22 protein-coding genes and 2 tRNA genes are annotated in these 25,024 nt (G+C 68.9%); 12 read left to right on the top strand and 12 right to left on the bottom strand.

The window, feature by feature from the left end; all coding sequences use genetic code 11:
- Positions 1-191 precede the first annotated feature (191 nt).
- The gene (locus QSK32_RS08320) at positions 192-1,394 is read right to left on the bottom strand and encodes an ROK family protein (protein WP_045742314.1); all 1,203 of its coding nucleotides are present in this window, start codon (positions 1,392-1,394) and stop codon (positions 192-194) included.
- A gap of 189 nt (positions 1,395-1,583) precedes the next feature.
- Here QSK32_RS08320 and QSK32_RS08315 point away from each other — a divergent pair, with 189 nt between their 5' ends.
- The 4 genes from QSK32_RS08315 (at position 1,584) to QSK32_RS08300 (ending at position 6,979) form a co-directional block, all read left to right on the top strand.
- The gene (locus QSK32_RS08315) at positions 1,584-3,242 is read left to right on the top strand and encodes a type 2 periplasmic-binding domain-containing protein (protein WP_045742313.1); all 1,659 of its coding nucleotides are present in this window, start codon (positions 1,584-1,586) and stop codon (positions 3,240-3,242) included.
- Positions 3,239-4,246, top strand: coding sequence for an ABC transporter permease (locus tag QSK32_RS08310; RefSeq protein ID WP_285471571.1), 1,008 nt, complete (start codon positions 3,239-3,241; stop codon positions 4,244-4,246). The genes QSK32_RS08315 and QSK32_RS08310 overlap by 4 nt, the downstream gene beginning before the upstream one ends.
- Entirely contained in the window at positions 4,243-5,166 is a 924-nt protein-coding gene (locus QSK32_RS08305; protein WP_045742311.1) for a carbohydrate ABC transporter permease, read from the top strand. The genes QSK32_RS08310 and QSK32_RS08305 overlap by 4 nt, the downstream gene beginning before the upstream one ends.
- Before the next feature lie 1,258 nt (positions 5,167-6,424).
- Entirely contained in the window at positions 6,425-6,979 is a 555-nt protein-coding gene (locus tag QSK32_RS08300) for a hypothetical protein (RefSeq protein WP_045742309.1), read from the top strand.
- A 16-nt stretch (positions 6,980-6,995) separates the two neighbouring features.
- Here the strand turns inward: QSK32_RS08300 and QSK32_RS08295 are convergent, their stop codons facing one another.
- Genes QSK32_RS08295 through QSK32_RS08285 form a run of 3 tightly spaced genes read right to left on the bottom strand, consistent with a single transcriptional unit; the run spans position 6,996 to position 10,090 of the window.
- Positions 6,996-7,607 carry a GNAT family N-acetyltransferase gene (locus QSK32_RS08295; RefSeq protein ID WP_045742308.1) on the bottom strand — a complete coding sequence of 204 codons (612 nt, stop codon included), beginning with the start codon at positions 7,605-7,607 and terminating at the stop codon, positions 6,996-6,998.
- Positions 7,608-7,619: 12 nt separating this feature from the next.
- Complete coding sequence (locus tag QSK32_RS08290) at positions 7,620-9,452, bottom strand: APC family permease (RefSeq protein ID WP_083449000.1); 1,833 nt, start codon at positions 9,450-9,452, stop codon at positions 7,620-7,622.
- Positions 9,449-10,090: a GOLPH3/VPS74 family protein gene (locus QSK32_RS08285; RefSeq protein ID WP_052720456.1), complete on the bottom strand. Its 642-nt coding sequence runs from the start codon at positions 10,088-10,090 to the stop codon at positions 9,449-9,451. Before QSK32_RS08285 ends, QSK32_RS08290 begins: the two co-directional genes overlap by 4 nt.
- Positions 10,091-10,351: 261 nt before the next feature.
- On the opposite strand from QSK32_RS08285, the gene QSK32_RS08280 reads away from it, so the two are divergent.
- Positions 10,352-11,200 carry a helix-turn-helix domain-containing protein gene (locus QSK32_RS08280; protein WP_045742306.1) on the top strand — a complete coding sequence of 283 codons (849 nt, stop codon included), beginning with the start codon at positions 10,352-10,354 and terminating at the stop codon, positions 11,198-11,200.
- 40 nt (positions 11,201-11,240) lie between these two features.
- Positions 11,241-11,456 carry a DUF397 domain-containing protein gene (locus tag QSK32_RS08275; RefSeq protein ID WP_045742383.1) on the top strand — a complete coding sequence of 72 codons (216 nt, stop codon included), beginning with the start codon at positions 11,241-11,243 and terminating at the stop codon, positions 11,454-11,456.
- A 364-nt stretch (positions 11,457-11,820) separates the two neighbouring features.
- Here QSK32_RS08275 and QSK32_RS08270 read toward each other — a convergent pair whose 3' ends face one another.
- Positions 11,821-12,609, bottom strand: a complete 789-nt coding sequence (locus QSK32_RS08270; protein ID WP_052720454.1) for a hypothetical protein — start codon at positions 12,607-12,609, stop codon at positions 11,821-11,823.
- A gap of 76 nt (positions 12,610-12,685) precedes the next feature.
- Positions 12,686-13,087: a hypothetical protein gene (locus tag QSK32_RS08265; protein ID WP_285471570.1), complete on the bottom strand. Its 402-nt coding sequence runs from the start codon at positions 13,085-13,087 to the stop codon at positions 12,686-12,688.
- Between the two features lie 158 nt (positions 13,088-13,245).
- Here QSK32_RS08265 and QSK32_RS08260 point away from each other — a divergent pair, with 158 nt between their 5' ends.
- Positions 13,246-14,421 carry a helix-turn-helix domain-containing protein gene (locus QSK32_RS08260; protein WP_285471569.1) on the top strand — a complete coding sequence of 392 codons (1,176 nt, stop codon included), beginning with the start codon at positions 13,246-13,248 and terminating at the stop codon, positions 14,419-14,421.
- A 40-nt stretch (positions 14,422-14,461) separates the two neighbouring features.
- On the opposite strand, the gene QSK32_RS08255 is transcribed toward QSK32_RS08260, so the two are convergent.
- Positions 14,462-15,892 (bottom strand): LVIVD repeat-containing protein, encoded by a 1,431-nt coding sequence (locus QSK32_RS08255; protein WP_045742303.1) that lies wholly within the window; start codon positions 15,890-15,892, stop codon positions 14,462-14,464.
- Positions 15,893-16,031: 139 nt separating this feature from the next.
- Between QSK32_RS08255 and QSK32_RS08250 the strand changes: the two genes are divergently transcribed.
- Positions 16,032-16,697: a DUF305 domain-containing protein gene (locus tag QSK32_RS08250; RefSeq protein WP_285471568.1), complete on the top strand. Its 666-nt coding sequence runs from the start codon at positions 16,032-16,034 to the stop codon at positions 16,695-16,697.
- 54 nt (positions 16,698-16,751) lie between these two features.
- On the opposite strand, the gene QSK32_RS08245 is transcribed toward QSK32_RS08250, so the two are convergent.
- Positions 16,752-17,945 carry a cytochrome P450 family protein gene (locus tag QSK32_RS08245; RefSeq protein WP_285471567.1) on the bottom strand — a complete coding sequence of 398 codons (1,194 nt, stop codon included), beginning with the start codon at positions 17,943-17,945 and terminating at the stop codon, positions 16,752-16,754.
- Between the two features lie 347 nt (positions 17,946-18,292).
- Between QSK32_RS08245 and QSK32_RS08240 the strand changes: the two genes are divergently transcribed.
- Entirely contained in the window at positions 18,293-19,813 is a 1,521-nt protein-coding gene (locus QSK32_RS08240) for a sulfatase family protein (RefSeq protein WP_285471566.1), read from the top strand.
- Positions 19,814-19,816: 3 nt separating this feature from the next.
- Here the strand turns inward: QSK32_RS08240 and QSK32_RS08235 are convergent, their stop codons facing one another.
- Positions 19,817-20,476 (bottom strand): NADPH-dependent FMN reductase, encoded by a 660-nt coding sequence (locus QSK32_RS08235; RefSeq protein WP_285471565.1) that lies wholly within the window; start codon positions 20,474-20,476, stop codon positions 19,817-19,819.
- Between the two features lie 129 nt (positions 20,477-20,605).
- Here QSK32_RS08235 and QSK32_RS08230 point away from each other — a divergent pair, with 129 nt between their 5' ends.
- Complete coding sequence (locus QSK32_RS08230) at positions 20,606-21,193, top strand: DUF4190 domain-containing protein (RefSeq protein ID WP_052720452.1); 588 nt, start codon at positions 20,606-20,608, stop codon at positions 21,191-21,193.
- Here QSK32_RS08230 and QSK32_RS08225 read toward each other — a convergent pair.
- From QSK32_RS08225 to QSK32_RS08215, 3 genes are all read right to left on the bottom strand, one after another.
- On the bottom strand, positions 21,159-21,818 hold the full coding sequence (locus QSK32_RS08225) for a hypothetical protein (protein WP_157410991.1): 660 nt from the start codon (positions 21,816-21,818) through the stop codon (positions 21,159-21,161). The genes QSK32_RS08230 and QSK32_RS08225 overlap by 35 nt on opposite strands.
- Before the next feature lie 89 nt (positions 21,819-21,907).
- Positions 21,908-21,980: transfer RNA gene (locus QSK32_RS08220), tRNA-Lys, on the bottom strand.
- Positions 21,981-22,115: 135 nt separating this feature from the next.
- Positions 22,116-22,188 (bottom strand) — tRNA-Lys (locus QSK32_RS08215).
- 140 nt (positions 22,189-22,328) lie between these two features.
- On the opposite strand from QSK32_RS08215, the gene QSK32_RS08210 reads away from it, so the two are divergent.
- Entirely contained in the window at positions 22,329-23,579 is a 1,251-nt protein-coding gene (locus QSK32_RS08210; protein WP_285471564.1) for a L,D-transpeptidase, read from the top strand.
- A gap of 152 nt (positions 23,580-23,731) precedes the next feature.
- Complete coding sequence (locus QSK32_RS08205; protein WP_502872518.1) at positions 23,732-24,979, top strand: L,D-transpeptidase; 1,248 nt, start codon at positions 23,732-23,734, stop codon at positions 24,977-24,979.
- Positions 24,980-25,024: the final 45 nt, after the last annotated feature.

Raw genomic sequence — 25,024 nt, 5'->3', positions numbered from 1 at the left:
TATTCCTTCGGGCCGAGTCGGTCGTCGAAGCGCTTCGACAATCGAGCGGCGAAAGCCACCACGCGTGGATTTCGCGAATGTTTCGGACGGAGTTCCGTCAGGCTCGCACCCTCGTCACACGTTGGTCAAGAGGCGAGGATCGTTACGACGGGGCTCGATCGGCCACCGCCGGGATGTGTCGGGCGTCTCCGTCAGCGGGTTTCCGGCAGGTGCCCGGTGTCGATCCGGTCCAGGTGCGAGACGGCCGCGCCGAGGGCCGCGGCGTGCCGGCCCAGAGCGGACGCGACCAGGCGCGCGCCACCCGCGGCGGGTGCCAGTGTGTGCCGGGCGAGCTCCGCCTCGGCCGCCGGGACGATCCACTCCGCGAGGCTCGCGTAGTGGTCGCCGAGGACGATCACCTCGGGGTTGACCAGGTTCGCCACCAGGGCCAGGCCCTGACCCAGGTGACATCCGGTGTCCCGGAGCGCCGCGACGGCGCCGGCGTCGCCGGAGCGGGCCAGGACGGCCAGTTGCTCGACCGCCGGACCGAGGTCGGTGAGCGCCTCCGGGTCGACGTCCGGCAGGGTGCGGCGGACCAGCGGCTCGATGCCGGCCAGGTCCTGCAGCGTGGGGGAGCCGGCCGGGCCGAGCGCGAACCGCCCGATCTGCCCGGTGAAGCCGCGGGCGCCGAGCAGCAGGCGGCCGTCGGCGACGATCCCGGCCTCCAGGCCCGCGGCGCCGGTGACATAGGTCAGGTCGAGACCGGCCGGATGGCCGCCGTGGCGCAGCTCGGCGAGCGCGGCCAGGCCGGCGTGGTTCGCCACCGCGACGTCCAGGCCGGGCTGGCGCAACGATCCGGCGAGACGGCCGCCCAGGTCCACGTCGGACCAGCCGAGCGGCGGCGACAGCCGGACCGTGCCGTCCTCCACCAGGCCGGGAACCGCGACGGTCAGTCCGAGCACGCGCCGCCCCTGCTGACGGACCCGGACCGCGGCGCGCTGGGCGAGAGCGGTGATCGCGGTGACCGCCCGGCCGGCGCCGGTGGTGGCCGGCTCGCCGTCGAACGCACGGTGCCAGAGCAGCAACCGGTCGCCGGCGAAGTCGACGGCGAGGGCGGTCAGGCTGTCCGCGGCGACCTGCAGGCCGATGGCCGCATAGGCCGAGCCGTCCAGGGCGAGCACGGTGGAGGGCCGGCCGATCCGGTTGCCGGACAGGCCGGTCTCGCGCAGCAGCCGCTGGCCGATCAGGTCGCTGGTCAGGCTGGAGACGGTGGCCTTGTTGAGCCCGGTCGACGCGGCGATCGAGGCGCGTGAGCTGGGCCCGTTGACCCGTAGATGGCGCAGGACCACGGCCAGGTTGGTGGCGCGCACGTCGGCGAAGTCCGCCGGTTGCGGCTCGGCCTTGGTCGTCTTCACATCAAGCTCCGCTCTCGGCCGTCCCGTGCCGTCCCGCTGGATCATCTTGCCGCATCTCCACGGAGCGTCGCAGTGGGCGCGCTCCCAAGAGACCGCTTGTCCGGTCGTCGCACGTCAGTTAGCTTGTCTTCGATGCACTTAGTTTAGACGCTAACCAAAGTAACTCCATAACGGAAGGGTGGTAAGCCCGTGGGTGGAACGACGAACAGGCGCAACTTCCTGGGGCTGGTCGGCCTCGGCGCGGCCTCACTGGCCAGTGGCGGGACGCTCGCGGGCTGCAGCAAGGAGCCGGGTTCCAAGGGTTCGGCGACCACCGCCGAGCAGGCCGCCGGAGTGGTGCCGACCTTCAAGGACTCCACCCTGGTCCCGCCGGACATCAAGGGCACCCGGCCGGTGGCCGACGGATACCAGAAGTACCCGACGTCGCTGGCCGACGCGGTCGCCGAGAAGCCGATCACCAGCGGACAGCCGATCTCGGCCACCACGCCCTGGTGGGGCCCGGCGCCGCCGACCGACAACAAGCTCGTCGGCGGGGTCAACGCCGACCTGGGCGGCACGATCAACTTCAGCATCCAGGACGGCGTCACCTACGGCGACAAGCTGAACACCATGCTCGGCGCCCGAGACGTGCCCGACCTGACCTGCATCCCGGGCTGGGAGATCAACAAGCTGGCCCGGTTCAACGAGGGCGTACACGCGCTCTTCGAGGACCTCACGCCGTACCTGGCCGGGGACAAGGCGAACGCCTATCCGCTGCTGGCCGGCCTGGACACCAAGTCGTGGCAGGACGCGGTGTGGGGCGGCAAGCTGATGGGCGTCCCGTTCCCCAGTGACAACCCGTTCCCGACCATGCTCTTCTACCGCAAGGACATCGCCGACCAGCGTGGGATCGCCGCGCCGACCACGCTGGACGAGGTCTACGAGTTCGGCAAGAAGATGACCAACGCGGACAAGGGCGAGTGGGCGTTCGGCGACATCTTCCAGGAGGTGCTGCAGATCTGCGGCAACACCGGGTCGCAGAACGGCTGGGCCAAGGGCGCCGACGGCAAGGTCTACCACCGGTACGAGACCGAGGAGTACAAGCGGGCCGTCGAGTTCATGGCCCGGATCTACGCCGAGAAGCTGATCCACCCCGAGCTGGCCAGCAGCAAGGGCGGCGACGTCAAGACGCTCTTCAAGGGCGGCAAGATCTTCATGTTCGCCGACGGCGGTGGGGCCTGGAAAGAGGTCCAGCGGCCCGCGATCGCCACCACGCCCGGCTTCAACATGCAGGCGGTCAAGGCATTCGGGGCGGATGCCGGCAAGCCCCCGGTGCGCTGGGGTGGCACCCCGTCGATCATGTGGACCTTCGTCAAGAAGGGCCTGGGCCAGGAGCGTACGGCGGAGCTGCTGCGGGTGCTCAACTATGTGGCGGCGCCGTTCGGCACCAAGGAGTACGAGCTGATGAACTACGGGACGGAAGGCACCCACTTCACCCGGGACGCCAGTGGTGCACCGGTCACCAACGACCTGTACGTCAAGGAGTTCGCCAACCAGTTCATCTTCCTCGGCGGCCGTCCGCCGGTGGTGGTCGGCGGCCCGGACATCCCCAACTACGCGTCCGACTTCGTGAACTGGGGCAACGACGCCACGCAGTACCTCGAGAAGAACCCATGGGAGGGGATCAAGGTCGAGGTGCCGACCCAGCAGGCGGCGATCCAGCAGCCCACCGACGACAAGATCACCGACATTCAGCGCGGCCGGCGTCCCCTCTCCGACCTGCCGAAGGTGATCGACGAGTGGAAGGCCGGCGGCGGCGACGCGGCACGCGACTTCTACGCCAAGGTCCTGGCTGACAACGGACGATGAGCGCCCCTCCGATCGTGGCGGAGTCGGCCCCCGACACGAAACGCAAGAAGGCCAAGGTCTCGCCGCAGCGTCAGCAGCTCTCCTTCGGGGCGCGGCTGCGGCGGGACTGGCCGCTGCTGCTCATGTGCTTCCCGGCGATGGCCCTGCTGGCGGTCTTCCACTACCTGCCGGCCCTGGGCAACGTGATCGCGTTCCAGGACTACAACCCGTTCGCCGGGGACAACCCGCTGGAGGCGTTCCTCTACAGCGAGTGGATCGGGTTCGGCAACTTCGAGTACCTGTTCAAGAACCCGTCGTTCTGGGATGCGGTGGTCAACACCCTGTCCATCACGGCGTTCCAGTTGGTGTTCTACTTCCCGATCCCGATCATCCTGGCGATCCTGCTGAACAGCATCATGTCGCCGCGCCTGCGGTCGCTGGTGCAGAGCGTCGTCTATCTGCCGCACTTCTTCAGCTGGGTGCTGGTTGTCTCGCTGTTCCAGATGATGCTCGGCGGTGCCGGGTTGATCGCCCAGACCCTGCGCCAGTCCGGGATGGCCGTTCCGGACATCATGACGAACCCGGACACGTTCGTCTTCCTGATCACCTCGCAAGCGGTCTGGAAGGACGCGGGCTGGGGCATGATCGTCTTCCTGGCGGCGCTGGCGGCCATCGACCCGAGCCTGTACGAGGCGTCCGCAGCCGACGGTGCCGGGCGGTGGCGACGGCTCTGGCACATCACCCTGCCCGGGCTGCGGCCGGTCATCGTCCTGCTGCTGATCCTGCGACTGGGCGACGCGCTCAACGTCGGCTTCGAGCAGTTCGTGCTGCAACGTGAGGCGGTCGGCCGGGACGCCGCCGAGGTGCTCGACACCTACGTCTACTACCAGGGCATCGCGGTCCAGCAATGGGGCGTCGGTGCGGCCGCCGGCCTGTTCAAGGCGGTGGTCGGCCTCCTGCTCATCATCGGGGCCAACAAGATCGCGCACCGGTTCGGCGAGCAAGGGATCTATTCCAAGTCATGAGCGTCAGCGCTGTTCGCAAGAGTTCCCGGCCGGTGTGGGAGGAGAAGCCCACGCTCCTCGGTCAGTTCGGCAAGGGCACGATCCTCACCGTGGTGGTGGCGGCCGTGCTCGTCCCGCTCTGGGTGGTCGTGGTCACCAGCCTCTCGTCCGAGAAGACGATCAACGAGGCCGGTGGCTACGTCTTCCTGCCCCGCGAGTTCAACCCGTCGGCCTACGTGGTGATCTTCTCGGGTGGGCAGGTCACCGACGCGGTCCTGGTGAGCACGCTGGTGACGGCGGTCGGCACGGCACTGAGCCTGATCGTCACGGTGCTCGCGGCCTACGGGCTGTCCCGGCCGGGGACACTCGGGCACCGGCCGATCCTGTTCTACTTCCTGCTGACATTCCTGATCTATCCGGGCATGATCCCGAGCTATCTGGTGGTCACCGGCCTGGGCCTCAAGGACAACCTGCTCTCGCTGATCCTGCCCACCGCGATCAGTGCGTTCAACCTGGTGGTGCTGCGGGCGTTCTTCATGAGCATCCCCGGCGAGCTGCTGGACAGCGCCCGGATCGACGGCGCCGGCGAGTTCCGCATCCTCACCCGGATCGTGCTGCCGCTCTCCAAAGCGGTGACCGCTGTGGTCGGGCTGTTCTACGCGGTCGGCTACTGGAACGCTTTCTTCAACGCGATCCTCTACATCGACCGTAACGACCTGCAGCCGGTGCAGCGGGTGCTGCAGCAGTTCATCCTGGCCGGGCAGTCGCCGTTGACGTCGGGTGCAGCGGTCTACATCCCCGGGTTGGGGGCGTCGATGCCGCCCAGCCTTGCGATCAAGATGGCCGTGGTGGTGGTCACGATCGTGCCCGCGCTGATCATCTATCCGTTCGTCCAGCGCCACTTCACCAAGGGCGTGATCATCGGAGCAGTCAAGGGATAGGCGTCGAGGCCGGGCCTTCCGGTACGGCCCTGGCCCCGGCCAGGGCCGGTGGTGCAGGATGCGGGCAGACGACGACCGCGCACGTTCTGACCTTCGCCGGCATCACGGCCCTGGCGGCGAAGTCGCCCGGACCGGACTTCGCCGCGCCGATCGATGGTGGGTGGCCGGCGGCACGACATCTGGCGGCCGCCGGGATCGCCGCGGGCGTGTCTCAGCCCGAAGGCCGGCGTCTTCTTCATCGCCTTACTCCCCCAATTCGTCGCCCCCGACAGCTCCTTCACCGGCGTGCTGCCTGCTCTCCGCGGTGGCCGTGGTCGTCACGATCGCCTGGTTCACCGTCGTCGCCAGCCTGGTCGCGACCCAGCGCCGGGTGCTTGCCCGGCGGTCCGGCGTTCGCTCGATGCCCTGACCGGCGCCGTGGTGATCGCCCTGGGCCTGTGCCTGGCGGCCACCACCGCCCCCTGACGGGCCCTCGCGGCGTGCCGGAATGCCGGGACACGGTGTTCGAACAGTTCGAGGAATCCGGGATTCCGCCCGGTCCGGCGGCACCGGCGTGCCCGCAGTCCTCGAACAGACCGTATTCACGGTCGATCACCGGAATACCGTGGGCGACGAAAGCGGTAGGGATTCACCGGTCGATGCCGCAGGGAACCTGACGTGCAGTGCCACCGAAACAGTGACCGCCGGCGATGTTCACGCAGAAAGGCCGGTACTCGCGGTAGTGCACGAGGACGGTTTCCGCCTTGTCACACGACGACGAGCCACCCGGGGCGGCAGGGGGATGCGCTGACCGCCGGCGTGGCCCGCCGTGTGCCGGAGCCGCGCCCGCCGGTGTCGTCGAAGGGTGATCCGTGTCAGGCTTCCTCCGCGCATTCACGCTGATGCACTCATGTACTCACGCGTCTGCGCGGGCGAGTACAAGGAGTACTGAACACGAAGGCCAGTACTCGGTGCATTTCACTGAAAGGCCGACCCACGGAATACTGCACTTGCCGATTACGATTCCGGCGGCCTGGGCGGAAAAATGCCGGCGCGGGTCTCGACGGGCTGCGATCCGGCAAATCTACCTGCAACTTTGCAAGTTGCAGCGGCTTCGGACCAACGGCAACCCTCCAATCTGGAATTGGCACATGATTTTCCCCGCACACGCATTGTCGCGATGCCAATTCGCTTCGTACTCTGTTGGTCAACTGCAATCGATCGACATAAGTACGAGCGATGCGAGCCGGCTCGGCACGGAGCCCGGGGAGGAGCAGTCATGCTTGTCAAGGTCATCGACCAGATCACCGACGACGAGTTGCACAAGGCCGCATGGGAGCTCTATGAGCGAGCACTGGGTGAGATGCGCGCACTGGCGGTGCAGCGTCATCTGATGTACCAGTCGGAGTTCGACGAGGTCATGCTGGACCGGCGCGTGGAGAAGTACCTCTGTTACGACGACGAGGGCACTCTCTGCGGGTTCGCCACCCTCAGCAATGATCTCTATTCGATGTCACTGATCTCTCCGGAGTACTTCGAACGTCGATGGCCGGAGCTGTACCGGCAACGGCGCATCTGGTACGCCGGGTTCGTCGCTGTCGATCGTGACCGTCGATCCTCCCGCGCACTCCTGGATCTCATGGAGGCGATGTACCGCACCGCTTCCAGCCAGAACGGGATCATCGCCCTCGACTTCTGTCGATACAACGACGCGAAGCGCAACATGGGTCGTGCGACCGAACGGATCCTGAACCGGTTCGCCGGCGGCACGATGCATGCCGAACGCATGGACGAGGAGCAGTTCTGGGCCTACGAGTTCCGGGCGGCTGCCTGAGCCTCTCGGGTCGGCATCAGACCATAGGCGCCCTCCACATCGTCCAGAGCGGCGGCCCGTCGGGTAGGTCGATCACGGACCGGACCTGGTATCCGTGTCGAAGGTAGAGATCCCGGTTACGCGGGTCGTTCGCCTCGAGATAGGCGGGAATGCCGGCCTGGTCCAGCCGGGCGTGATGGCGGCCGATCAGGGCGCTGCCGAGACCGTGGTTCTGGCGGCTCGGGCGGACGGCGAGGAAGGCCAGGTAGTGGTGCGGTTCCAGCGGGTGGTTGGCGTCAAGGGCGACGTCCAACTGCTGGACCCGGTCGATCGCGTCCTCGGCGGCCTCCTTGACGCGCCGCTCGTACTCGAAGGGCGGCGGAATCATCGAGGTCAGCGGGAACCACAGGGCCACCGCGGCCATCCGGCCGGTCTCGTCGGCGGTGCCGTAGACCTCCCCGTACTGGACGGCGTAGTCCACGAAGATCTCGAAGTACCGGGGAACGTTGCGGCGGCGGGCCATCGGGTCGGGTTGCAGCCAGCGGGCGACCGGGCCGTCCCACATCGCGTCGGCCACCACCTCGGTGATCTCCGCGGTGTCGAGCGGAGACACGTGACGGACCACGAGCTCCTGAATCGCGTACGTCATTGAACCTGTCCCCTACCTGATCGACTGCTGCATGTGAGTGGGGTCCTGCTGGTCAGGGTGTTGCGCACCCGGGTACTGCGGAGCGGGGTACGGCGGGGTCACCGGCTGCTGCTGGGTCGGGAAGTCCTCGCTGGGGTAGCCCTCACCCGGGTATTCGTGCGGGTATCCGGGACCGAGGTGCGGACGGCCCTGGAAGTGCTCGTCCGGGTATGCCGAGCCGGGGTAGTCGGCATCGGGGTACTCCGGTCCGGGGTACGGCCCGGAGGGGTGCATCGGCAACGCGTGCGAGTGCGGCCGGGGAACCGCCGGCAGGTTCTCGATCACCGCGCGGCCGTCTCCCCCGCGTCCGATCACCGCGTACGCCTGCGGGCGGGTGCGCCGCATGATCAATGCCCAGGCGATGCCGACGACGGCACACACCGCGTACGCCACCGGGAAGATCCAGCGGAAGGGCGAGCCCTCCGGCACCTGCAGGATGTCTCCCAGACCGATCACCGTCGCGTCCAGGACGATGCTGAGCAGGAAGAACGCCATGATCGGCGCGACCATGGACCGCCACACGTTCTCCCGGCCCGGATTGCGCAGGAAGAATGCGACGACCGCGGCCGAGGCACCCCACATCAGGATGAGCACGCCGAGACCACCGATCGTGGTCAGCCAGGCGAAGAGGTAGACCAGCGGGTCCTGGTCGATGAACGCGTACAGCACGATGACGCCGAGGGCGACGACGCTCTGCGCGATCGAGCCGACCACCGGGGCGCCGGTGCGCGGATGGGTGTAACCCCAGGCGCTGGGCAGCACACCCTCACGGCCGAGGGCGAACTGGTAGCGGGAGACCGCGGCGTGGAAGGCCAGCAGCGCCGCGAAGACACTGGTCATGAAGAGCAGGTAGCCGATGCTCACCAGGATCTCCGGCACGTGCGGCGCGACCAGGGCGAAGACCAGGTTGGTCGTCTCCTGCTGGGCCACCGCGACGATCCGGGCCGGTCCGGTGCTCACCGACATCGCCCAGGCGGAGACACCGAGCAGCAGGCCGGCCACCATCACCGAGATGTGCGTGGCCCGGGCGACCGTCTTCTTCGGATCGCGGGCCTCCTCGGAGAGCACCACGGTCGCCTCGAAACCGACGAAGCCGGCGATCGCCAGCACCATCATCGCGGCGACCTCGGGGGTCAGCAGCTGCACCGGGTCGAGCGTGGCGAAGCTGATCTCGCCGCCCGCCGGGTTGGCGATCATGATCACGTCGTAGACCACCACGACCAGGATCTCGAGCGCGAGCAGCACGCCGAGCACCTTGCCGCTGAGGTCGACCCAGAGGATGCCGAGGACGGCGACCAGCGCCCAGGCCACGAGCGCGCAGACCACCCATGAGGTGACCAGCCCGAACGCCTCGAGCACGCTCGCCGCGACGACGCCGAACAGACCGAACAGACCGATCTGCATCATCGCGTACGCCGGGAGGGCCACGAAGGCCGAGGCGACCCCGAGAGCCCGGCCGAAACCCTGGGCGATGTAGGAGTAGAAGGCGCCCGCGTTGACGATGTGGCGGCTCATCGCGACGAAGCCGACCGTGAAGATCGACAGGATGAGGGCGACCACGATGTAGACGATCGGGGCGGCGGTCTGGCCGATCACGGCGTAGACCGTCGAGATGCCGCCGATGACCACGGTCAGCGGGGCCGCACCGGCGACGCCGAAGAACACGACCGACGGGACGCCGAGACGGTTGCTGGCGAGGGCTTGGGAGATCAGGTCCGGCTCGGCCTGGCGCCGGCGCTGCTCCTGGAGCACACGCCCGGCCCACTGGTCGACGTTGTCGCGCCGGCGCTGATGGCGGCCGGTCAACGCCGGCCCACCGCGAGGGCGGAGCCCACCGAGGACTCGGTGCTCTCGACCAGCTCGCGCAAGTCACCGGGCAGGGACGCGATCATGCTGGGCAGCGCGTGGTAGATGTGCGGGTACATCTCGAAGCCGTACATCACGTGCCGGGTCAGGCCGGTCGCCACGGTCAGGCCGACGAGCATGCGGTCGCTGAGGTTCAGCTCCATGCCGCGGACCAGGATGTTCGCCACGCGGGTGGAGGCCCAGGCCGCCGCGTTGCGCTGCCGCGCGGTGTTGGGCAGATAGAGGGTCTGCAGCGTGCCGAGCATGCGGCGCTTGGTGACCAGTTCGACGGCGCCGACGCGGACCAACCGCTCGGCGACCCGGACGGCCGCGTCCTGCGAGAGGAAGGCCAGCCAGGTGTGCACGTCGCGGTGCTGCGACTGTGCACAGAGGAGATCGAGGATGTCGTGGTCGAGCGCGTCCCGAGGGGGACGCTGGTCGAGAATGATCAATTCGCCGTCACTGACGCCGATGCGTCCTTCGAGAACCAGCTCGCCGAGTAACGCGGCGGCCAGGCCCAGGCCGGTCGCACGAGGGTGCAGCCGGGACCTTCCGGTGCGGTCCTCATGTGCGATCAGGTAATACTGGTCAGCCAACACTCCGCCCACGCCCCTTAGACGCAAGTTCCAATGATCATTTCACCTATGTAGGAAACAAGACAGAACTCGATGTCCGATGCATCATGTACCCAACATCAAGGTCAATACAAGAAGTACTAGACTTCTTATTCAGGCCCCGCCGTCCAGCACCCCATTTGTGATCATGATTTGCTGATCTTGGAAAGACTGATCATGAATGAGTTGCGGAAACGTGCGGAAACGGTCGTAATATCGACTTCACTAGGACGGTAGGGAGTCCAGGTGTCCGATATTGAGGGTCCGACGCTACGACGCCGCAGACTGGGGGCCGAGCTCAAGCGCTGCCGGGAGGCGGCCGGGTTGACGCAACAGGACGTCTCCCGGCACTTCGAGTGGCACGCCGCCAAGGTCACCCGCATCGAGACCGCACGGGTCGCGGTGACCCCGCGCGACGTGCGCGACCTGCTCACGCTCTACAACGTCCGGGACCAGGGCTATCGCGAGGCGCTGGTGGAGCTGGCCCGGCTGTCCCGGGAGCGGACATGGTGGACCGACTACCGGGACATCATGCGCCCGGGCAACTTCGTCGGGCTGGAGGCGGCGGCCACCGCCATGCGCACGTGGGAGGCGGTCCTCGTGCCCGGCCTCCTGCAGACCGAGGAGTACATGCGGGCACTGATCAATACCGGTCGATCGATGGATTCACCGCAACACATCGACCGGCGGGTGGCACTACGGCTCACGCGACAGAGCCGGCTCAGCGGCGAGCGCCCCCTCGAACTGTCCGCGATCATCGACGAATCCGTGGTGCGCCGGGTGATCGGTGGCGAGGACGTGATGCGTGGCCAGCTGCAGCATTTGATCGACTCCGCAAGATTACCGAATGTAACCCTGCAGATCGCGCCGTTCAACGTCGGCGAACACCCGTTCCTGGGCGGGTCAGCAGCGCTTTTGGAGTTCCGCGAGACCACCCATTTGGATGTTGTCTACCTGGAAGGCATTGCGGGAGACTTCTACGAAGAGCAACCAGACGAGGTTGCCAGGTACCGACAGGAGTTCGAGCGATTGAGCGCAAAGGCGCTCGACCATCGGACTACGATAAAGATGATCGAGAGCCTGCTCGTCGCGTAGCACTCCCGAGGAAATCTCATATCGAAGGGAGGTGCCCGAGTTGCTCGCGCACCAACTCAACGGTGCCGTCTGGAAAAAGGGCAGTCGCAGTAACGGCAACGGCGGTAACAACTGCGTCGAGGTTGCTTTCCTCGACGATGGAATCGCCGTCCGTGACAGCAAGGACCGAACAGGTCCGGCCCTCATGTTCACGCAGGCGGAGTGGACCGCCTTCGTGGACTCTGCCAAGGACGGCGAATTCGACATCGTTCGCTGAGAGAGCCTACCGATAGGCGTACGACGATGGAAGTGCCCGACCGCAAGGTCGACTTCCACGATGTGCGACTAGCGGTGTGCCGCGACGTTCCGGGAGGAACGCCGCGGCATCGGGGCAGCAGCCCTGCCGCCGATCGCGGCAGGGCTGTCCGCGCCCCGGACCTGCACGGACAGCGGGGACAGCCGCCCCCTCCGGGCCGGCGAAGGACCGGGCTGCCGAACGGCGCGAGGTCACACCCGCCCATCCGGACACGCGGTCACGAACACGGCCGGACCGGTCGATGGTGGTGTCATTCCCACCGCCGTGATCGACGCCATGATCACCAAGCATACATTCACTAACGTCTTTGTGTGATTAAAATCGGTCAGGCGACCGGCGCCAAAGCCGGGCGTGGGACCATCGCCCGCGGTGCCGCCGGGGCCGCCGGCAGCAGGTGCCGGACCAGAGCGGCCTGCGCCTCGGCGACCAGCGCCTCGTGCCGCAGGCTGTCCCGGCTGCGACGGGCCAACTGCAGGTCGTGCCAGGCGGAACGCTCGGCGGCGACGGCGGCCCGCAGAGCCCGCTCCAGGTGACCGGCGCAGGCCCGGTGCACCGCCAGCTCCTGCCGGACCGGGTGCAGCCGCGGATCCCAGCCACCACGGCCGTGCACGGCGTCGCTGAGCGCCTCGACCGGCAGGTCACCCCGCTCGACCGCGGACCGGACGGTGCGGTGCAGGAAGTTCTCCCGGTCGGCGTATTCCGCCGGGGTCTGCGGGGTCCACGGCGCGCAGTACGGGACCGCGACGCGGCTGCGGGTCCAGCGGGCGTCCGCCACGTGCCACGCGACCGCGGTCGTGTCGACCAGTTCGGACGCGACGGCCCAGTGCTCCTGCCAGCGGCTCACAGCATAACCGGCCTGCTCGGCGGCCACGCCCACCTCTTCGGCGTAGCGGGCCGCCCGGATCGCCCGCTGTTCCCGGTCGATCCGGCGCTCCTCACGGCGCTGACCGGTCCGCATCACGAAGAGGGCGGCCCGGGTGAGGGTCCGCACCGGGTGCCGCATTCCCACCGGACTGGCGAGCAGCACCACGGCGGGGAGGGTCAGCAGCAGCAACGAGGCCCAGATCGCCATGGTGGCGGGCTCGTGGACCAGGATCTCGGCAACGATGTTCATCAGTGTTCTCGTCCACTCGTCAAGGTTTCCGCAGGGGGACTCGCGTGAACCCGCGCGGCCGTCGGCCGCCGGGTGCTCAGGCGACGGGCGGCGGAGCGCGCGAGGCGCTGGTCCCGGCGGCGTACTGGTGCCGCAGGACGCGGGCGATGCCCGGGACGACGAGGGACGGCGTACGCGCTTCGTGCTCCGGGGCGGGTTCCGCGACGGGAACCGAGGCCACCTGCTCCGCCGGGACGCGGGCGGAGGTGCGCTCCGCCGCCGCGCCGGCCAGGAGGCGGGCGGAGCCGCTCACCGCCGTCGTGCCGGTGAGCCGGGCAGAGGTGCTTCCCACTGTCGCACCGGCGAGCCGGGCGAGGCCGGGCTGGGCGCCGGCGGCCGGACGGCCGGACGGGGCCGCGAAGAGGGCCAGCAGGAGCGTGAGGAGCAGCGCGGGCAGCGACCGGCGCAGCAGGTGGCTGCGTCGTCCGGTCGTCGTCATGGGGACCAAAGTACCCACATGGTGCAGGAAGTCCGGTTTCGACGCGCGCGGGTCACCCGGTGTTGCACCCGAAAGGATCTGATTCCCATCGATGTCTTTGCCTGTTACGTTGCGGTAACACCGCGAGAACACGAGAAGGAATCACATCGGAGCCGCATGTGGATCAGCCCGGCACACCCCCGGCCGCGCCCCCGCGAACCCCGGCCGTGACCGGCGACGCGCTCGCCGCCCTGGTGCACGGCCTCGCCGGTGACACCCGACTGGTCGACGAGGTGGTCGCCGCCGCCCGCACCCAGTCCCCGGAGGCGGCCCGGCTGCACCGCCAGGAGAGCCGGCACCACGTGGCGGCACTGATCAAGGCGGGCTGCCGGGCGTTCCTGCGCACCGGCGAGCCCGGCGACGACGACTTCACCGAAGCCGCCCGGTTCGGCGCCGAGGGCGCGGCGCTGGGCGTACCGGTGGCGGCCCTGCTCTCCGGGGCGCACGCCGGGCGCAGCCGCATCCTGGAGATCGCGATCGGCCGGGGACGCGAACTCGGGCTCGCCGACGACGTCCTGCTGCAAGGCCTGCTGCGCCTCGACCGGTACGGCAACGCGCTGGCCCGGCACGTGCTGGAGGGCCACCGGGCGGCGGAACGACAGCTGAACATCGACCGGCGGGCGGCCCGGATCCGGTTGCTGCGCCGGCTGCTGCTGGGCGAGGAGAACGACGAGGACCCGGCGCGGTTCGGGCTGTCCGCCGTCGCGCACTACCACTGTGTGGTGTCGGACGCGGCGGATCCGGCCCGGGTCCGGGAACTGGAGCAGGCGTTCACCCGGTGCGGCGGCGTCCTCGCCCCGGTCGGCGGGCGGCTGAGCGGCGTGACACCGCGGATACCCGGGTTCGGGGAGAAGCCGGGAAGTCTGGTCGTGACCACTCCGCCCGTACCCCTGGAGAAGGCGACCGAGGCGCACCGCCTCGCCCAGACCGCGCTCGACGCGGCCCGCGCCCATGGGACGACGGGGGTGTGCGGTGTCGTGGATCTCGCCGGGCAGACCGCGCTGGCCGGGCAACCACTGCTGGCCGGGTTCCTGCGGGACGGGCTGTTGACCGCGCTCGATCCGGCGGACGACTTTCATCAGGACCTGGCCGGGACGGCCATCGCCTATCTGGACCACGGGCAGCGACTGGACCGGACCGCCGAGTCGCTGCATCTGCACCCGAACACGGTCCGCTACCGGTTGCGGCGGCTGCGGGAGCTGACCGGGTTCGCCGAGACCGGCGCTCAGCTCACTGTGCTGGAGACGATGCGCTGGTGGTGGGCGCTGTGGGCCTGGCACCGGCCGCCGGCATGACCGTGTTCGCACACACGGCCACACCGGCGGTCAGCTCAGGTCACCACTTGCGGTAGTCGTCCTGGGTCTGCGCGTTGAAGAGGTACGTGCGCTTCTTCTCCGCCTTGTCGATCCGGCGGTCGCTGATCTCGAGCACGTCCAGACCCTTCTGGATGTCGCTCGAGTAGATGAAGCCGTTGTACCAGTACGCCGACCAGGAGCCGCCGACGATGAGCCGGTCCGCGCTCAGCGGGCCCCGCTCCCAGTAGGCGATCTCCTTGGGCTTGCGGGAATCGGTGAAGTCCCAGACCGAGATGCCGCCCTGGTACCACGCCTGCACCATGATGTCGCGGCCCGCCACCGGGATCAGCGAGCCGTTGTGGGCCACGCAGTTCTCGAAGTCGGTGTTCTCCCGCGGGATCTTGTAGTAGCTGCGGAACGCCAGCTTGGCCTTCTTGCCCTTGCCGACGATGTCGTAGATCGCGTCCGCTCCCCGCGTCGGACCGACCTCGGCGTTGCACTCCGCGCCGCCGCCGCCACCGAGCTCGTCGGTGAAGACGATCTTGTTGCCGTCGTTGTTGAACGTGGCCGAGTGCCAGAACGCGAAGTTCACCGTGTCCCGGACCGTGGTGATCACCTTCGGCGCCACCGGGTTCGCGATGTCGAAGAGCGCGCCGTCACCCATGCAGGCTCCGGCCGCGATGTCCTTCGCCGGGTACGCCGTGATGTCGTGGCAGCCGGTCGTCTCGTTGCTGTCCTCGTCACCGGGGAAACCACCGTCCGGGAAGAGCACCGGCGTGGCCACCACGGCGGCCGCGGTCGGGTTCTTCAACGGAACCTTGACGATCGAGATCTTGTCGTGCGGCAGCGCGCAGTTCGGCACGCTCGCGCCCGACAGGTTGTACGACGAGACGTAGATGTAGACCGACTTGTCCTTGCCCTTGCCGGGCACCAGGGTCTGCGTGTGCGAACCGCAGTCGGTCTTGACCGCCGCGATGTACTTCGGCGTCAGCGGGTCGCTGATGTCGAAGATCTTGATGCCCTCCCAGCGCGGCGTCTCGGCCGGCGAGGAGCCCGGCACGCTCGTGCTGGCGCACGAGTCGTCGTTGCGCTGCGAGTCGGTGCCCAGGAACAGCAGGTCACCGTAGATCGACGGGTCGTTCTGCGCGCCCGGGCAGAGGACCTGGGCCGCGACCGCAGGCTGACGCGGGTTGCTGATGTCGTAGACGGTGAAACCGTTGTAGTTGCCGCCGTAGGCGTATTTGCCCTTGAACGCCCAGTCGGTGTTCAGGGCGCTCTCCGTGGCGAACGGCCCCTGCTTGGGGATGTTGGCCACCTGCTTGATGTTCGCGCTGCTGACGATCTCGTCAACGCCCGGGATCACGGCCGCTTCCGCCCTGGCCGGGTTAACGGCCAGGAAGCTCAGCAAGACCGCTACCGCACCGGCACCGGCCAGGCGCGTGATCCGCCCTCGTGAGGCAGGGTGCTCCATGAAGCTCCTTCTTCCGGCTGCGCAGCCACCGGCGACACACGGTAAGTCGTACACCACACACCGCCAGCGACAGCGATATCGATCGTTACGATAACCGCCGAAGGCCCGCCGTGGGTGGCTCGAGACGGAAAGGACATACATGCAACACCGTCGTCTGTGGACATCGACCCTCGTGGCCGTCGTGCTCGTCGCCACCGCGGGGCTCGTCGCGCTCACCCGCGACACCGGCGACCCGGAACCGGCGGCGGCACCGGCCGCCTCCACGGCACCGGTGCGCGTCGTACTGCCGGGGCGACCGGGCGAGTCAGCGGCGGTGACCGGCTCCGATCAGGTGCAGGCGCCCGACGGTTCAGCCTACAACGGGATAGATGTCGCGTATGCCCAAATGATGATCGTGCACCACCGGCAGGCGATCGTGATGGCCGACCTGGCGCCCGGACGGGCGGTGAACACCGGCGTCACCGGGATCGCGGCCCGGATCAAGGCCGGCCAGGGCCCGGAGATCGTGACACTCCAGGCCTGGCTGAGCGATCGGGGACAACCGGAGAGCGACCCCGCGCACGACCACGCGACCATGCCCGGGATGCAGGCGGACACGGCGATGACGGCACTCGCCGCGGCCACCGGGGCGGACTTCGACCGGCTCTTCGTCACCATGATGACCGCCCACCACCGCGGGGCCCAGCAGATGGCCGGCGACCTGGTGCGGGGCGGAACTGATCAGCGGCTGGGCGAGATGGCCAACGAGACCGCGGTCGAGCAGGTGGTGGAGATCCGGCGGATGGCGGAACTGGGCATCGCCTGACCATCCGCCGCCGCGGATGGTCGACGGCTTCAGCGCGTACCCCCGGGAAGGGCTTCAGCGCAGATGGACCGGCAGCTGTTCCAGGCCGCGCAGCAGCATGCCCGGCCGCCAGCGGACGTCCTCGGCGGGGACCGCCAGACGCAGGCCGGGATGGCGGGCCAGGAGGTCGCTGAAGGCGATCTGCGCCTCCAGGCGGGCCAGCGGCGCGCCCAGGCAGTAGTGGATGCCGTGGCCGAACGCCAGATGCGGGTTCTGGGTGCGGTCCAGCCGGAGCACCCCGGCGTCCGGAAAGCGGGTGTCGTCGCGGTTCGCGGAGAGCAGGACCACCATGACCGGGTCACCGGCGGCGATCCGCGCACCCCCCAGCGTGAGGGGTTCGGTGGCCACCCGGAAGGTGGCGGTCTCCACCGGGCCCTCGAAACGCAGGAACTCCTCGACGGCGGTGGGCAGCAGCGCGGGATCGGCCCCCAGCTCCCGCCAGCGGGCACGGTCCCGCAGGAGCAGGTAGGCGCCGTTGCCGATCAGGTTGACGGTGGTCTCGTGGCCGGCGATCAGCAGCAGGAAGACCATCGAGGACAGTTCGGCCTCGGTGAGCCGGTCGCCCGCGTCGCTGACCCCGATCAGGCCGGAGAGCAGGTCGTCACCGGGGGTGCCGCGGCGTTCGTCGAGCAGGGCCAGGATGTACGCGGACATGTCCCGGACAGCCGGCTGCAGGCGGTCGCCGGACTGTGAACCCGCGACGATGATGCCGGACCAGGCGCGGAAGGTGTCCCGGTCGGCGGCGGGCACCCCGAGCAGCTCGCAGATCACCTGGATCGGCAGGGGGAAGGCGTAGGTGTCGATCAGGTCCGCCTCGTCCACGCCCTCCAGCGCGTCCAGCAGGTCGCGGGAGATCTCCTGGATGCGGGGGCGCAGCGCCTCGATGCGGCGGGCGGTGAACGCGGCCGAGACCAGGCGGCGCAGGCGGGTGTGGTCGGGCGGGTCGGCGGCCAGCATGTGGTGGGACAGGACGTTGCTCACCGACGGGGACCGGGTCGCGGTCCGGGACGAGCCGACCGCGAACGCGGTCTTCTTGGACAGCCGGGGATCGGTCAGAGCCTGGCGGGCATCCTCGTAACGGGTGACCAGCCAGGCCTCGACGCCGCTGGGCAGCCGGGCGCGGTGGACCGGGGCGACCTGCCGCAGGTGCGCGTAGGCCGGGTGCGGATCGGACTGGAAAGCCGGGTCGGCATAGTCGAGGACCGTCACGAATCCGACGATACTCTTCGATCTCCGGCCCCGGGATCCGTCAGCCGGCCCGCCGGGGTGACCGCGGCGGGCGCAGCGGCAGGCGCCGGCGGCGGGCGAGTCGCCGGGGACGGCGCGGATGGGGGCGGGAGCAGGAAGACACGGAATACCTCCCGGAGTCGGCGAGAGTGTCCACTATCCGCCGTTTCAGGGTTTCGCGACCGACTGTTGAGACATTCTTAAAGATCATCTCAGCCGGAGGTAAGCAACCCGACGGTTCGAGAAGGGCCCGCACGGTTCGCCGGGCAGCGGGCGCCTACTACCCTCCGGGGGTCGCCGCCTACCCCCGGACGGAGCACCCGCGCCACATGTTCTCCCGCCACCGTCGTGCCCTCGGCACGGTCACCGCCGTCGCCCTGCTGCTCGCCACCACGGCGTGCACGTCGAACACCGGGAGCGGAACGGCCATGGCCGCGCCCGACGGCGAACCCGCACCGGTCCGGACCGCGACCACACCGAACATCGTCTACGTGCTGGTCGACGACCTGTCGAAGAACCTGGTGCAGCACATGCCGAACGTGGTGGCGCTCCAGAAGGAGGGCACCACGTTCAGCAACTACGCGGTGACCGACTCGCTCTGCTGCCCGTCACGGGCGTCCATCCTCACCGGACAGTTCCCGCACAACACCGGCATCTTCAAGAACCACGGGTCCGACGGCGGGTTCAAACTGTTCCACAGCAAGGGCAAGGAGAAGTCGACCTTCGCGACCGACCTGCAGGCCGCCGGCTACCGGACCGCGTTCCTCGGCAAGTACCTCAACGAATACCAGCCACGGAACCCGCTGGGAACCGGGCCGTACACGCCGCCGGGCTGGGACTACTGGGTGGCGGGCGGGAACGCGTACGACAACTTCGACTACTCGCTCAACGAGAACGGGACCGTGACCAAGTACGGCACCGCGCCCGGCGACTACCTCACCGACGTGCTCTCGGCGAAGGCGTCCGCGTTCATCACCAGCACCGCCGCCACCGGGAAACCGTTCATGATGGAGGTGGCGACGTACGCGCCGCACAGCCCGTACACGCCGGCGCCCCGGGACGCGGCCTCGTTCCCCGGACTGAAGGCGCCACGGACCGCGGCGTACGACAAGCTGCCCAGCCCGGCACCGCAGTGGCTGGCGAACCACACGCCGCTCACCAAGAAGGAGAAGGCGGCGACCGACGCGGACTTCCGTAAACGGGTCCAGTCGGTGCAGTCGATCGACCGGATGATCGGCTCGCTGCGGGCGACGCTCACCACCGCCGGCGTCGCCGGGGACACGATCGTCGTCTTCAACTCCGACAATGGCTACCACCTGGGCGAATACCGGATGGCGTCGGGCAAGCAGACCGCGTACGACACCGACGTCAACGTGCCGCTGGTGGTCGCCGGCCCGGGCGTGCAGGCCGGGAAGACCGTGGACGCGCTGGTGGAGAACATCGACCTGCGAGCCACCTTCGCCGACCTGGCCGGGAGCAGCGCGCCGGCGGACGCGGACGGGCGCAGCATCAAGCCGCTGCTCGCCGGGGAGGTGCCCGACCAGTGGCGGACCGTGCAACTGATCGAGCACCGGGACCCGGCCGCCGACCCGCTCGACCCGGACTACCAGGTCGACAAGCGGAACATCCCGCCGGCGTACGACGCGATCCGCACCGCGACCTTCACCTACGTCGAGTACGTGGACGGCACCCGCGAGTACTACGACCGGACGACGGACCCGGACCAGCTGCGCAACCTGGGGCCCACGCTGAAGCCGGAACGGATCGCCGAGCTGCACGCGGCGCTGCGCGGACTGGCGACGTGCGTGGGCGCGGCCGCCTGTGCCACGGCCGGGCGCGCGATCAGCTGAGGATCATCCGTCGTTGCCCTTCCACGTCTGCACGCCGGGCCAGGCGGACTGTCCGCTGACGAAACCCGGCGTGCTCGGCGCCTGGATCACCGGGTAGACGCTCGAGTGCACCTGCCACGACGGCTGCTGCTTCGGCTCGGGCAACGCCATCGCGCCGATCAGGGCGTGCAGCATGTCCTGCAGGGCCAGGTGCAGACGGGGATCGGTGACCGTGCCGGCCCCGTCGACCGAACTCATCTCCAGCGGCAGCCGGATGCAGGCGGCCTTGAGCAGGCGGGCGTCGCCGTGACCGAGCACCGCCTCCAGGGCCTCGCAGGCACCGTCGTCCTGCCCCGGCGGCACCACGGACAGCCAGGCGGCCGGTTTGCGGGCCAGGTCACCGCCGTCGACCAGCCAGTCGAGCAGGTTCTTCAGGCTGCCGGGCAGCGAACCCGCGTACTGCGGGGTGCTGAACATCAGGGCATCGGCCTCGGCGATCAGGCGGCGCAGCTCGGCCACCGGCGGCGGTCCCGGATCACCGGGGACGAACGCCGGCAGCCCGGTCAGGCCGCCGTAGAGCAGGGCGGCGATGCCCTCAGGAGCCAGGTGGGCGGCGGTGCGCAGGGCGGAGGTGTGCAGCGAGCCGTCACGGGTGCTCCCCGGGATCAGCAGGACGCGCGTCATGGGCCGACGATAGACGACGTCCGACCGGACACATCGCGGGAACTTTCGGACCCGATCAGGGCGGAAGGGTAGCCCGCGCGGGACGTGCCCGGCAGCATGGGACGACGGTCTACCAGGAACTCGGAGCTCATGTCAGAACCCACCTCATCGCCGTTCGACCCGACGCAGCCGACGGCTCCGTTCCCGGCTTCCTCTCCCTTCCCGGAGTCGGACAGCGCTCCGCCGACCACGCCGCTGTCGTCGGCCTGGGCGTCGGTGAACGACCCCGCGCCGACCTCGCCTTTCCCGCCGCAGCCTTATTCACCGGCGCCGGATCCCTACAAGGCCCCGCCGCAGGCGTACGCGCCGCCTCCGCAGCCGTACTACGCGCCGCAGCAGCAGGCCGGCTATCCCCCGCAGTCGCCGTACCCGCCGCAGCCGATGTACCAGCCGGTGGTGATCGGGCACATCGGGCCGCCGACCTCCGGGCTGGCCGTGGCGTCGATGGTGCTCGGCATCATCAGCGCCCTGACCTTCTTCTGCACGTTCGGCGTGGTCAGCCTGCTGGCGATCATCTTCGGGCACATCGGGCTCAACGAGACCAAGGACAACCGCAAGAGCGGCAAGGGCATGGCGATCACCGGCCTGGTGCTGGGATACATCGCCCTGGCGCCGGCCATCGCGATCCTGCTCACCAGCGGGATCAGCGGCCTGACGGCGATCTTCGCCGGCTCCTGATCCGGGCAGCCGCCACCGCGAATACGGCGAGCGCCACCAGCGCCCCGCCCAGCGCGGCCGGGCGGGCCAGGTCACGGCCGCCGGCGCCGAGGTCGACGGCGAGGGGCGGGACGGTCATCGTGCGGTTGTCGATCCGCACCTCACCGGCCTGCACGGTGGTCCCGCCCCGCCGGACCGAGACCAGGGTCACGTGCGTGACGACCTGGTGGACCACCACGTCGTACCCGACGGTGAGGTGCCTTCCGTCCTCGCCGGCCGGTGGGGTGAGCTCGACCGTGGCGGTCAGCTCGCGGTAGGGCCCGGTCGACGTCTGCTCCGCGGCGGTCGTCGCCAGGTCACCGACCCGGACCGTCCAGGGCCGGCCGGCGGGGCTCACGGGCCGGATGTGCGCGGCCAGGTAGGTCCGCAGTTCCCCGGCCCGGGCGGGCAGCTCGACGGGGACGCCGCTGGCGGCGGTCAGGTCGCCGGCCGGGATCTCCAGCTCGGCCGTCACCGACGATCCGTGCACGTCGAGCAGGACGACCGAGTGGGGCATCGGGTGCGCCGCGGCCGGGACCGCCGTGAGAAGAGGCCCGGCGCCGGCCGCCACGGCGGCACAGACCCGCATCATTCGTATCCGTCGCACCGCACCATGATCACCACGGGTGGGCGGTCGTGTCCCGGAATGCCGTCAGGGCCCCACCTGCGAATGAGGTGAGGCCCTGACTTCTGCCGTGCGTCGCGTAGGACTTGAACCTACAACCCGCGGATTAAGAGTCCGCTGCTCTGCCAGTTGAGCTAGCGACGCCTTTCGACGGGAGAAAATTTAACACACGGCCGGAGGCCGCTGCTCATCAGGGGGTCGGCCCGCTCACCAGGGGCGGGCTCACCAACGAACGAAGCCCTGACCGATCCCGGTCAGGGCTTCCGTGCGTGGTGAGAGTGCGTCGCGTAGGACTTGAACCTACAACCCGCGGATTAAGAGTCCGCTGCTCTGCCAGTTGAGCTAGCGACGCTCGCCGTGCAACGAGGAGAACATTAGCACGGGCCGGGACTGTCCTTGAAATCGCCCGGATCCCCCCTGAAGGAGGACCCGCTGGTTGCGTGGATGCGTCAGGATGGCTGCGCCGACAACTCCAGAACGGGGCCCCCGAGAATGGTTGACCTCCGCCGCTCCCTCGCGGCGATCACGGCGTGCGGCCTGATCGCCGCCCTGGCCGCCTGCGGTAACGACTCCGAGCCCGCCATCGCCGACCCCACGCCCGCCGCGAGCACACCCGCCGCGACATCCGGCTCGACCGCGCCGGTGACCGAGAGCACCACCGTGGCCGGCGGCCCGGTGACGCTCACCGTCACACCGGCCGCCGACAAGACGAACGTGCCCGTCAGCGCCGAGATCGGCGTCAAGGTCAACGGCGGGGAGGTCACCTCGGTGACGCTCACCGACGCCAAGGGCAAGAGCGTCGCCGGCGAGATGCGCGAGGACAAGACCTCCTGGGTGCCCGCCAAGCCGCTCAAGACCCGGCAGAAGTACGCGGCGACCGTCGTCGCCACCGGCGCCGACGGTCAGTCCACGACCGCCACCACGTCGTTCACCACGATGGGCGCGCCCTCGAAGCGGACCGGCACCGGTCTCTACCTCTTCGACGACCACACGTACGGGGTCGCCATGCCGGTGGTGGTCGAGTTCAACCCGGGCATCAAGAAGGCGGACCGCGCCGAGGTGCAGAAGCGGATGTTCGTGACGACCTCGCCGTCGCAGCCGGGCACCTGGTCGTGGACCGCCGCCGGCACGCAGGCGTATTACCGCGCCCCGGAGTTCTGGGAGCCCGGCACCACGCTGACCGTGCGCATCGGTGTCGGCGGGCACCCGACCGGCAAGGGCATCTACGGTGACCGGGACCGGTCGGCGACCGCGAAGATCGGGCGCAGGTTCGAGATGAACGTCGACAACGCCACCAAGCAGATGACCGTGCTGCGCGACGGCAAAGAGGTCAAGACCATGCCGGTCAGCCTCGGCAAGAAGAGCACCCCGTCGTCGAGCGGCACCATGGTCGTCATGGAGAAGAAGGCGGCGACCGTCTTCGACACCACCGACACCGACGGCGCGAACGGCTACCGCACCGACATCGAGTACGCGCAGCGCCTGACCTGGAGCGGTCAGTACATCCACTCGGCCCCGTGGTCGACCGGAGCGCAGGGCAGCCGCAACGTGTCACACGGCTGTGTCAACGTGTCACCGTCGAACGCCAAGTGGCTGTTCGACAAGACCCTGATCGGCGACCCGGTCACGGTCAAGGGCACCGGCGACAAACTGTCGTACGGCAACGGCTGGACCCCGTGGAACGTGAGCTGGGAGAAGTTCGCCGAGGGCAGCGCGCTCGAGGTGCCCGCCGGCCTCGGCTGACGGTTTCCGGTCCGGCGCCACCGGGGTACGTCGATGCGGACACCACGACGAAGGCCACAGAGCGGTCACGGCACAAAACCGGGATTGGTGGCCCGCCGTTTATGGAGCAGTATTGGGCGCCGGGAGAACGACGCCGTGAGGGGACCATGGACATGGATGCAATGCGGTCAGCGGGGCGATCCGCGGTGGTCGGCCGCGCCGGCCGACGTTGGCGCACAGCCCTGGTCGGCGTGCTCGCGGCGGGGTCGCTGCTGCTGACCGCCGCGTGCAGCGGCGGCGACTCGCCCTCGTGGGAGGGCGGCGGCGACACCGCGGGCGGAGCCTCCGGCGCCGCGTCGGCGGCGCCGCAGTTGAGCACGGTGGCGGTGACGTCCCCGGCGCTGGACGCGACGGACGTCGAGGCCTGGTCCGAGGTCAAGTACAACAGCGAGGACCCGGACAACACCACGGTCACGGTGACCGACGCCAAGGGCGCCGAGGTCAAGGGCACCGTCGACAAGGACGACAACACGTGGCGCCCGGCCCAGTCACTGGACTGGGCCACCAAGTACACGGTGACCGTGGCCACGCCCGAGGCGCAGGGCAAGAGCAACACCACCAGCAGCTCGTTCACCACGATGAAGAAGCCGGCGAACCTGGTCCGGGTGACCAGCTTCCTCGGCGACGACAACACGGTCGGCGTCGGCATGCCGCTGATCATGAAGTTCGGCCGGGCCATCCCGGAGAAGTACCGGGCCGAGGTCGAGCGCCGCATGGTGGTCACCGCCACACCCGCCCAGGAGGGCACCTGGCGCTGGATCAGCTCCACCGAGGTGCACTACCGGCCGAAGGTGTACTGGCAGGCCAGCACCAAGATCTTCTACAAGGTGCAGCTCAAGGGCGTGAAGCTGGGTGACGGGTGGTACGGCCGGTCCGACCTGACCGTCGACATGAAGGTCGGCCGTGAGCTGATCATGACGGTCTCCAACAAGACCAAGAAGATGATCGTCGAGCAGGACGGCAAGGTCATCAAGACCATCCCCGTCAGCCTCGGCAAGAAGAGCACCCCGTCGTCGAGCGGCACCATGGTCGTGATGGAGAAGAAGGCGCACACCGTCTTCGACACCACCGACGAGGACCCGGACGGCGGCTACCGCACCGACATCGACTGGGCGCAGCGCATCACGTACAGCGGCCAGTTCATCCACGCCGCTCCGTGGTCCGAGGGCCAGCAGGGCTCCACCAACGTGTCGCACGGCTGCGTCAACGTCTCCGAGGCACTCGGCGAGTGGCTCTTCAACAAGACGCTGATGGGCGACCCGATCAAGGTGACGGGCACCGAGGAGAAGCTGAAGAACGGCAACGGCTGGACCGACTGGAACATGAGCTACGAGGAGTACAAGAAGGGCAGCTACCTCTGACCTTCACCGAAAGGCCCGGTCGCTGCCGACCGGGCCTTCTCCGTG

The organism is Actinoplanes sp. NBRC 101535, assembly GCF_030269225.1.
GTDB classification, from domain to species: Bacteria; Actinomycetota; Actinomycetes; order Mycobacteriales; family Micromonosporaceae; genus Actinoplanes; species Actinoplanes rectilineatus.
Note: the sequence above shows the minus strand (reverse complement) of the source record. Positions and strands in the feature narration are given on the sequence as shown.

Excerpts from the sequence above, each read along its gene's own strand:
- QSK32_RS08310 (WP_285471571.1), top strand. The coding sequence starts at position 3,239 with ATGAGCGCCCCTCCGATCGTGGCGGAGTCGGCCCCCGACACGAAACGC.
- QSK32_RS08305 (WP_045742311.1), top strand. The coding sequence starts at position 4,243 with ATGAGCGTCAGCGCTGTTCGCAAGAGTTCCCGGCCGGTGTGGGAGGAG.
- QSK32_RS08300 (WP_045742309.1), top strand. The coding sequence starts at position 6,425 with ATGCTTGTCAAGGTCATCGACCAGATCACCGACGACGAGTTGCACAAG.
- QSK32_RS08295 (WP_045742308.1), bottom strand. The coding sequence starts at position 7,607 with ATGACGTACGCGATTCAGGAGCTCGTGGTCCGTCACGTGTCTCCGCTC.
- QSK32_RS08270 (WP_052720454.1), bottom strand. The coding sequence starts at position 12,609 with ATGAACATCGTTGCCGAGATCCTGGTCCACGAGCCCGCCACCATGGCG.
- QSK32_RS08265 (WP_285471570.1), bottom strand. The coding sequence starts at position 13,087 with ATGACGACGACCGGACGACGCAGCCACCTGCTGCGCCGGTCGCTGCCC.
- QSK32_RS08255 (WP_045742303.1), bottom strand. The coding sequence starts at position 15,892 with ATGGAGCACCCTGCCTCACGAGGGCGGATCACGCGCCTGGCCGGTGCC.
- QSK32_RS08250 (WP_285471568.1), top strand. The coding sequence starts at position 16,032 with ATGCAACACCGTCGTCTGTGGACATCGACCCTCGTGGCCGTCGTGCTC.
- QSK32_RS08240 (WP_285471566.1), top strand. The coding sequence starts at position 18,293 with ATGTTCTCCCGCCACCGTCGTGCCCTCGGCACGGTCACCGCCGTCGCC.
- QSK32_RS08235 (WP_285471565.1), bottom strand. The coding sequence starts at position 20,476 with ATGACGCGCGTCCTGCTGATCCCGGGGAGCACCCGTGACGGCTCGCTG.
- QSK32_RS08230 (WP_052720452.1), top strand. The coding sequence starts at position 20,606 with ATGTCAGAACCCACCTCATCGCCGTTCGACCCGACGCAGCCGACGGCT.
- QSK32_RS08210 (WP_285471564.1), top strand. The coding sequence starts at position 22,329 with ATGGTTGACCTCCGCCGCTCCCTCGCGGCGATCACGGCGTGCGGCCTG.
- QSK32_RS08205 (WP_502872518.1), top strand. The coding sequence starts at position 23,732 with ATGGATGCAATGCGGTCAGCGGGGCGATCCGCGGTGGTCGGCCGCGCC.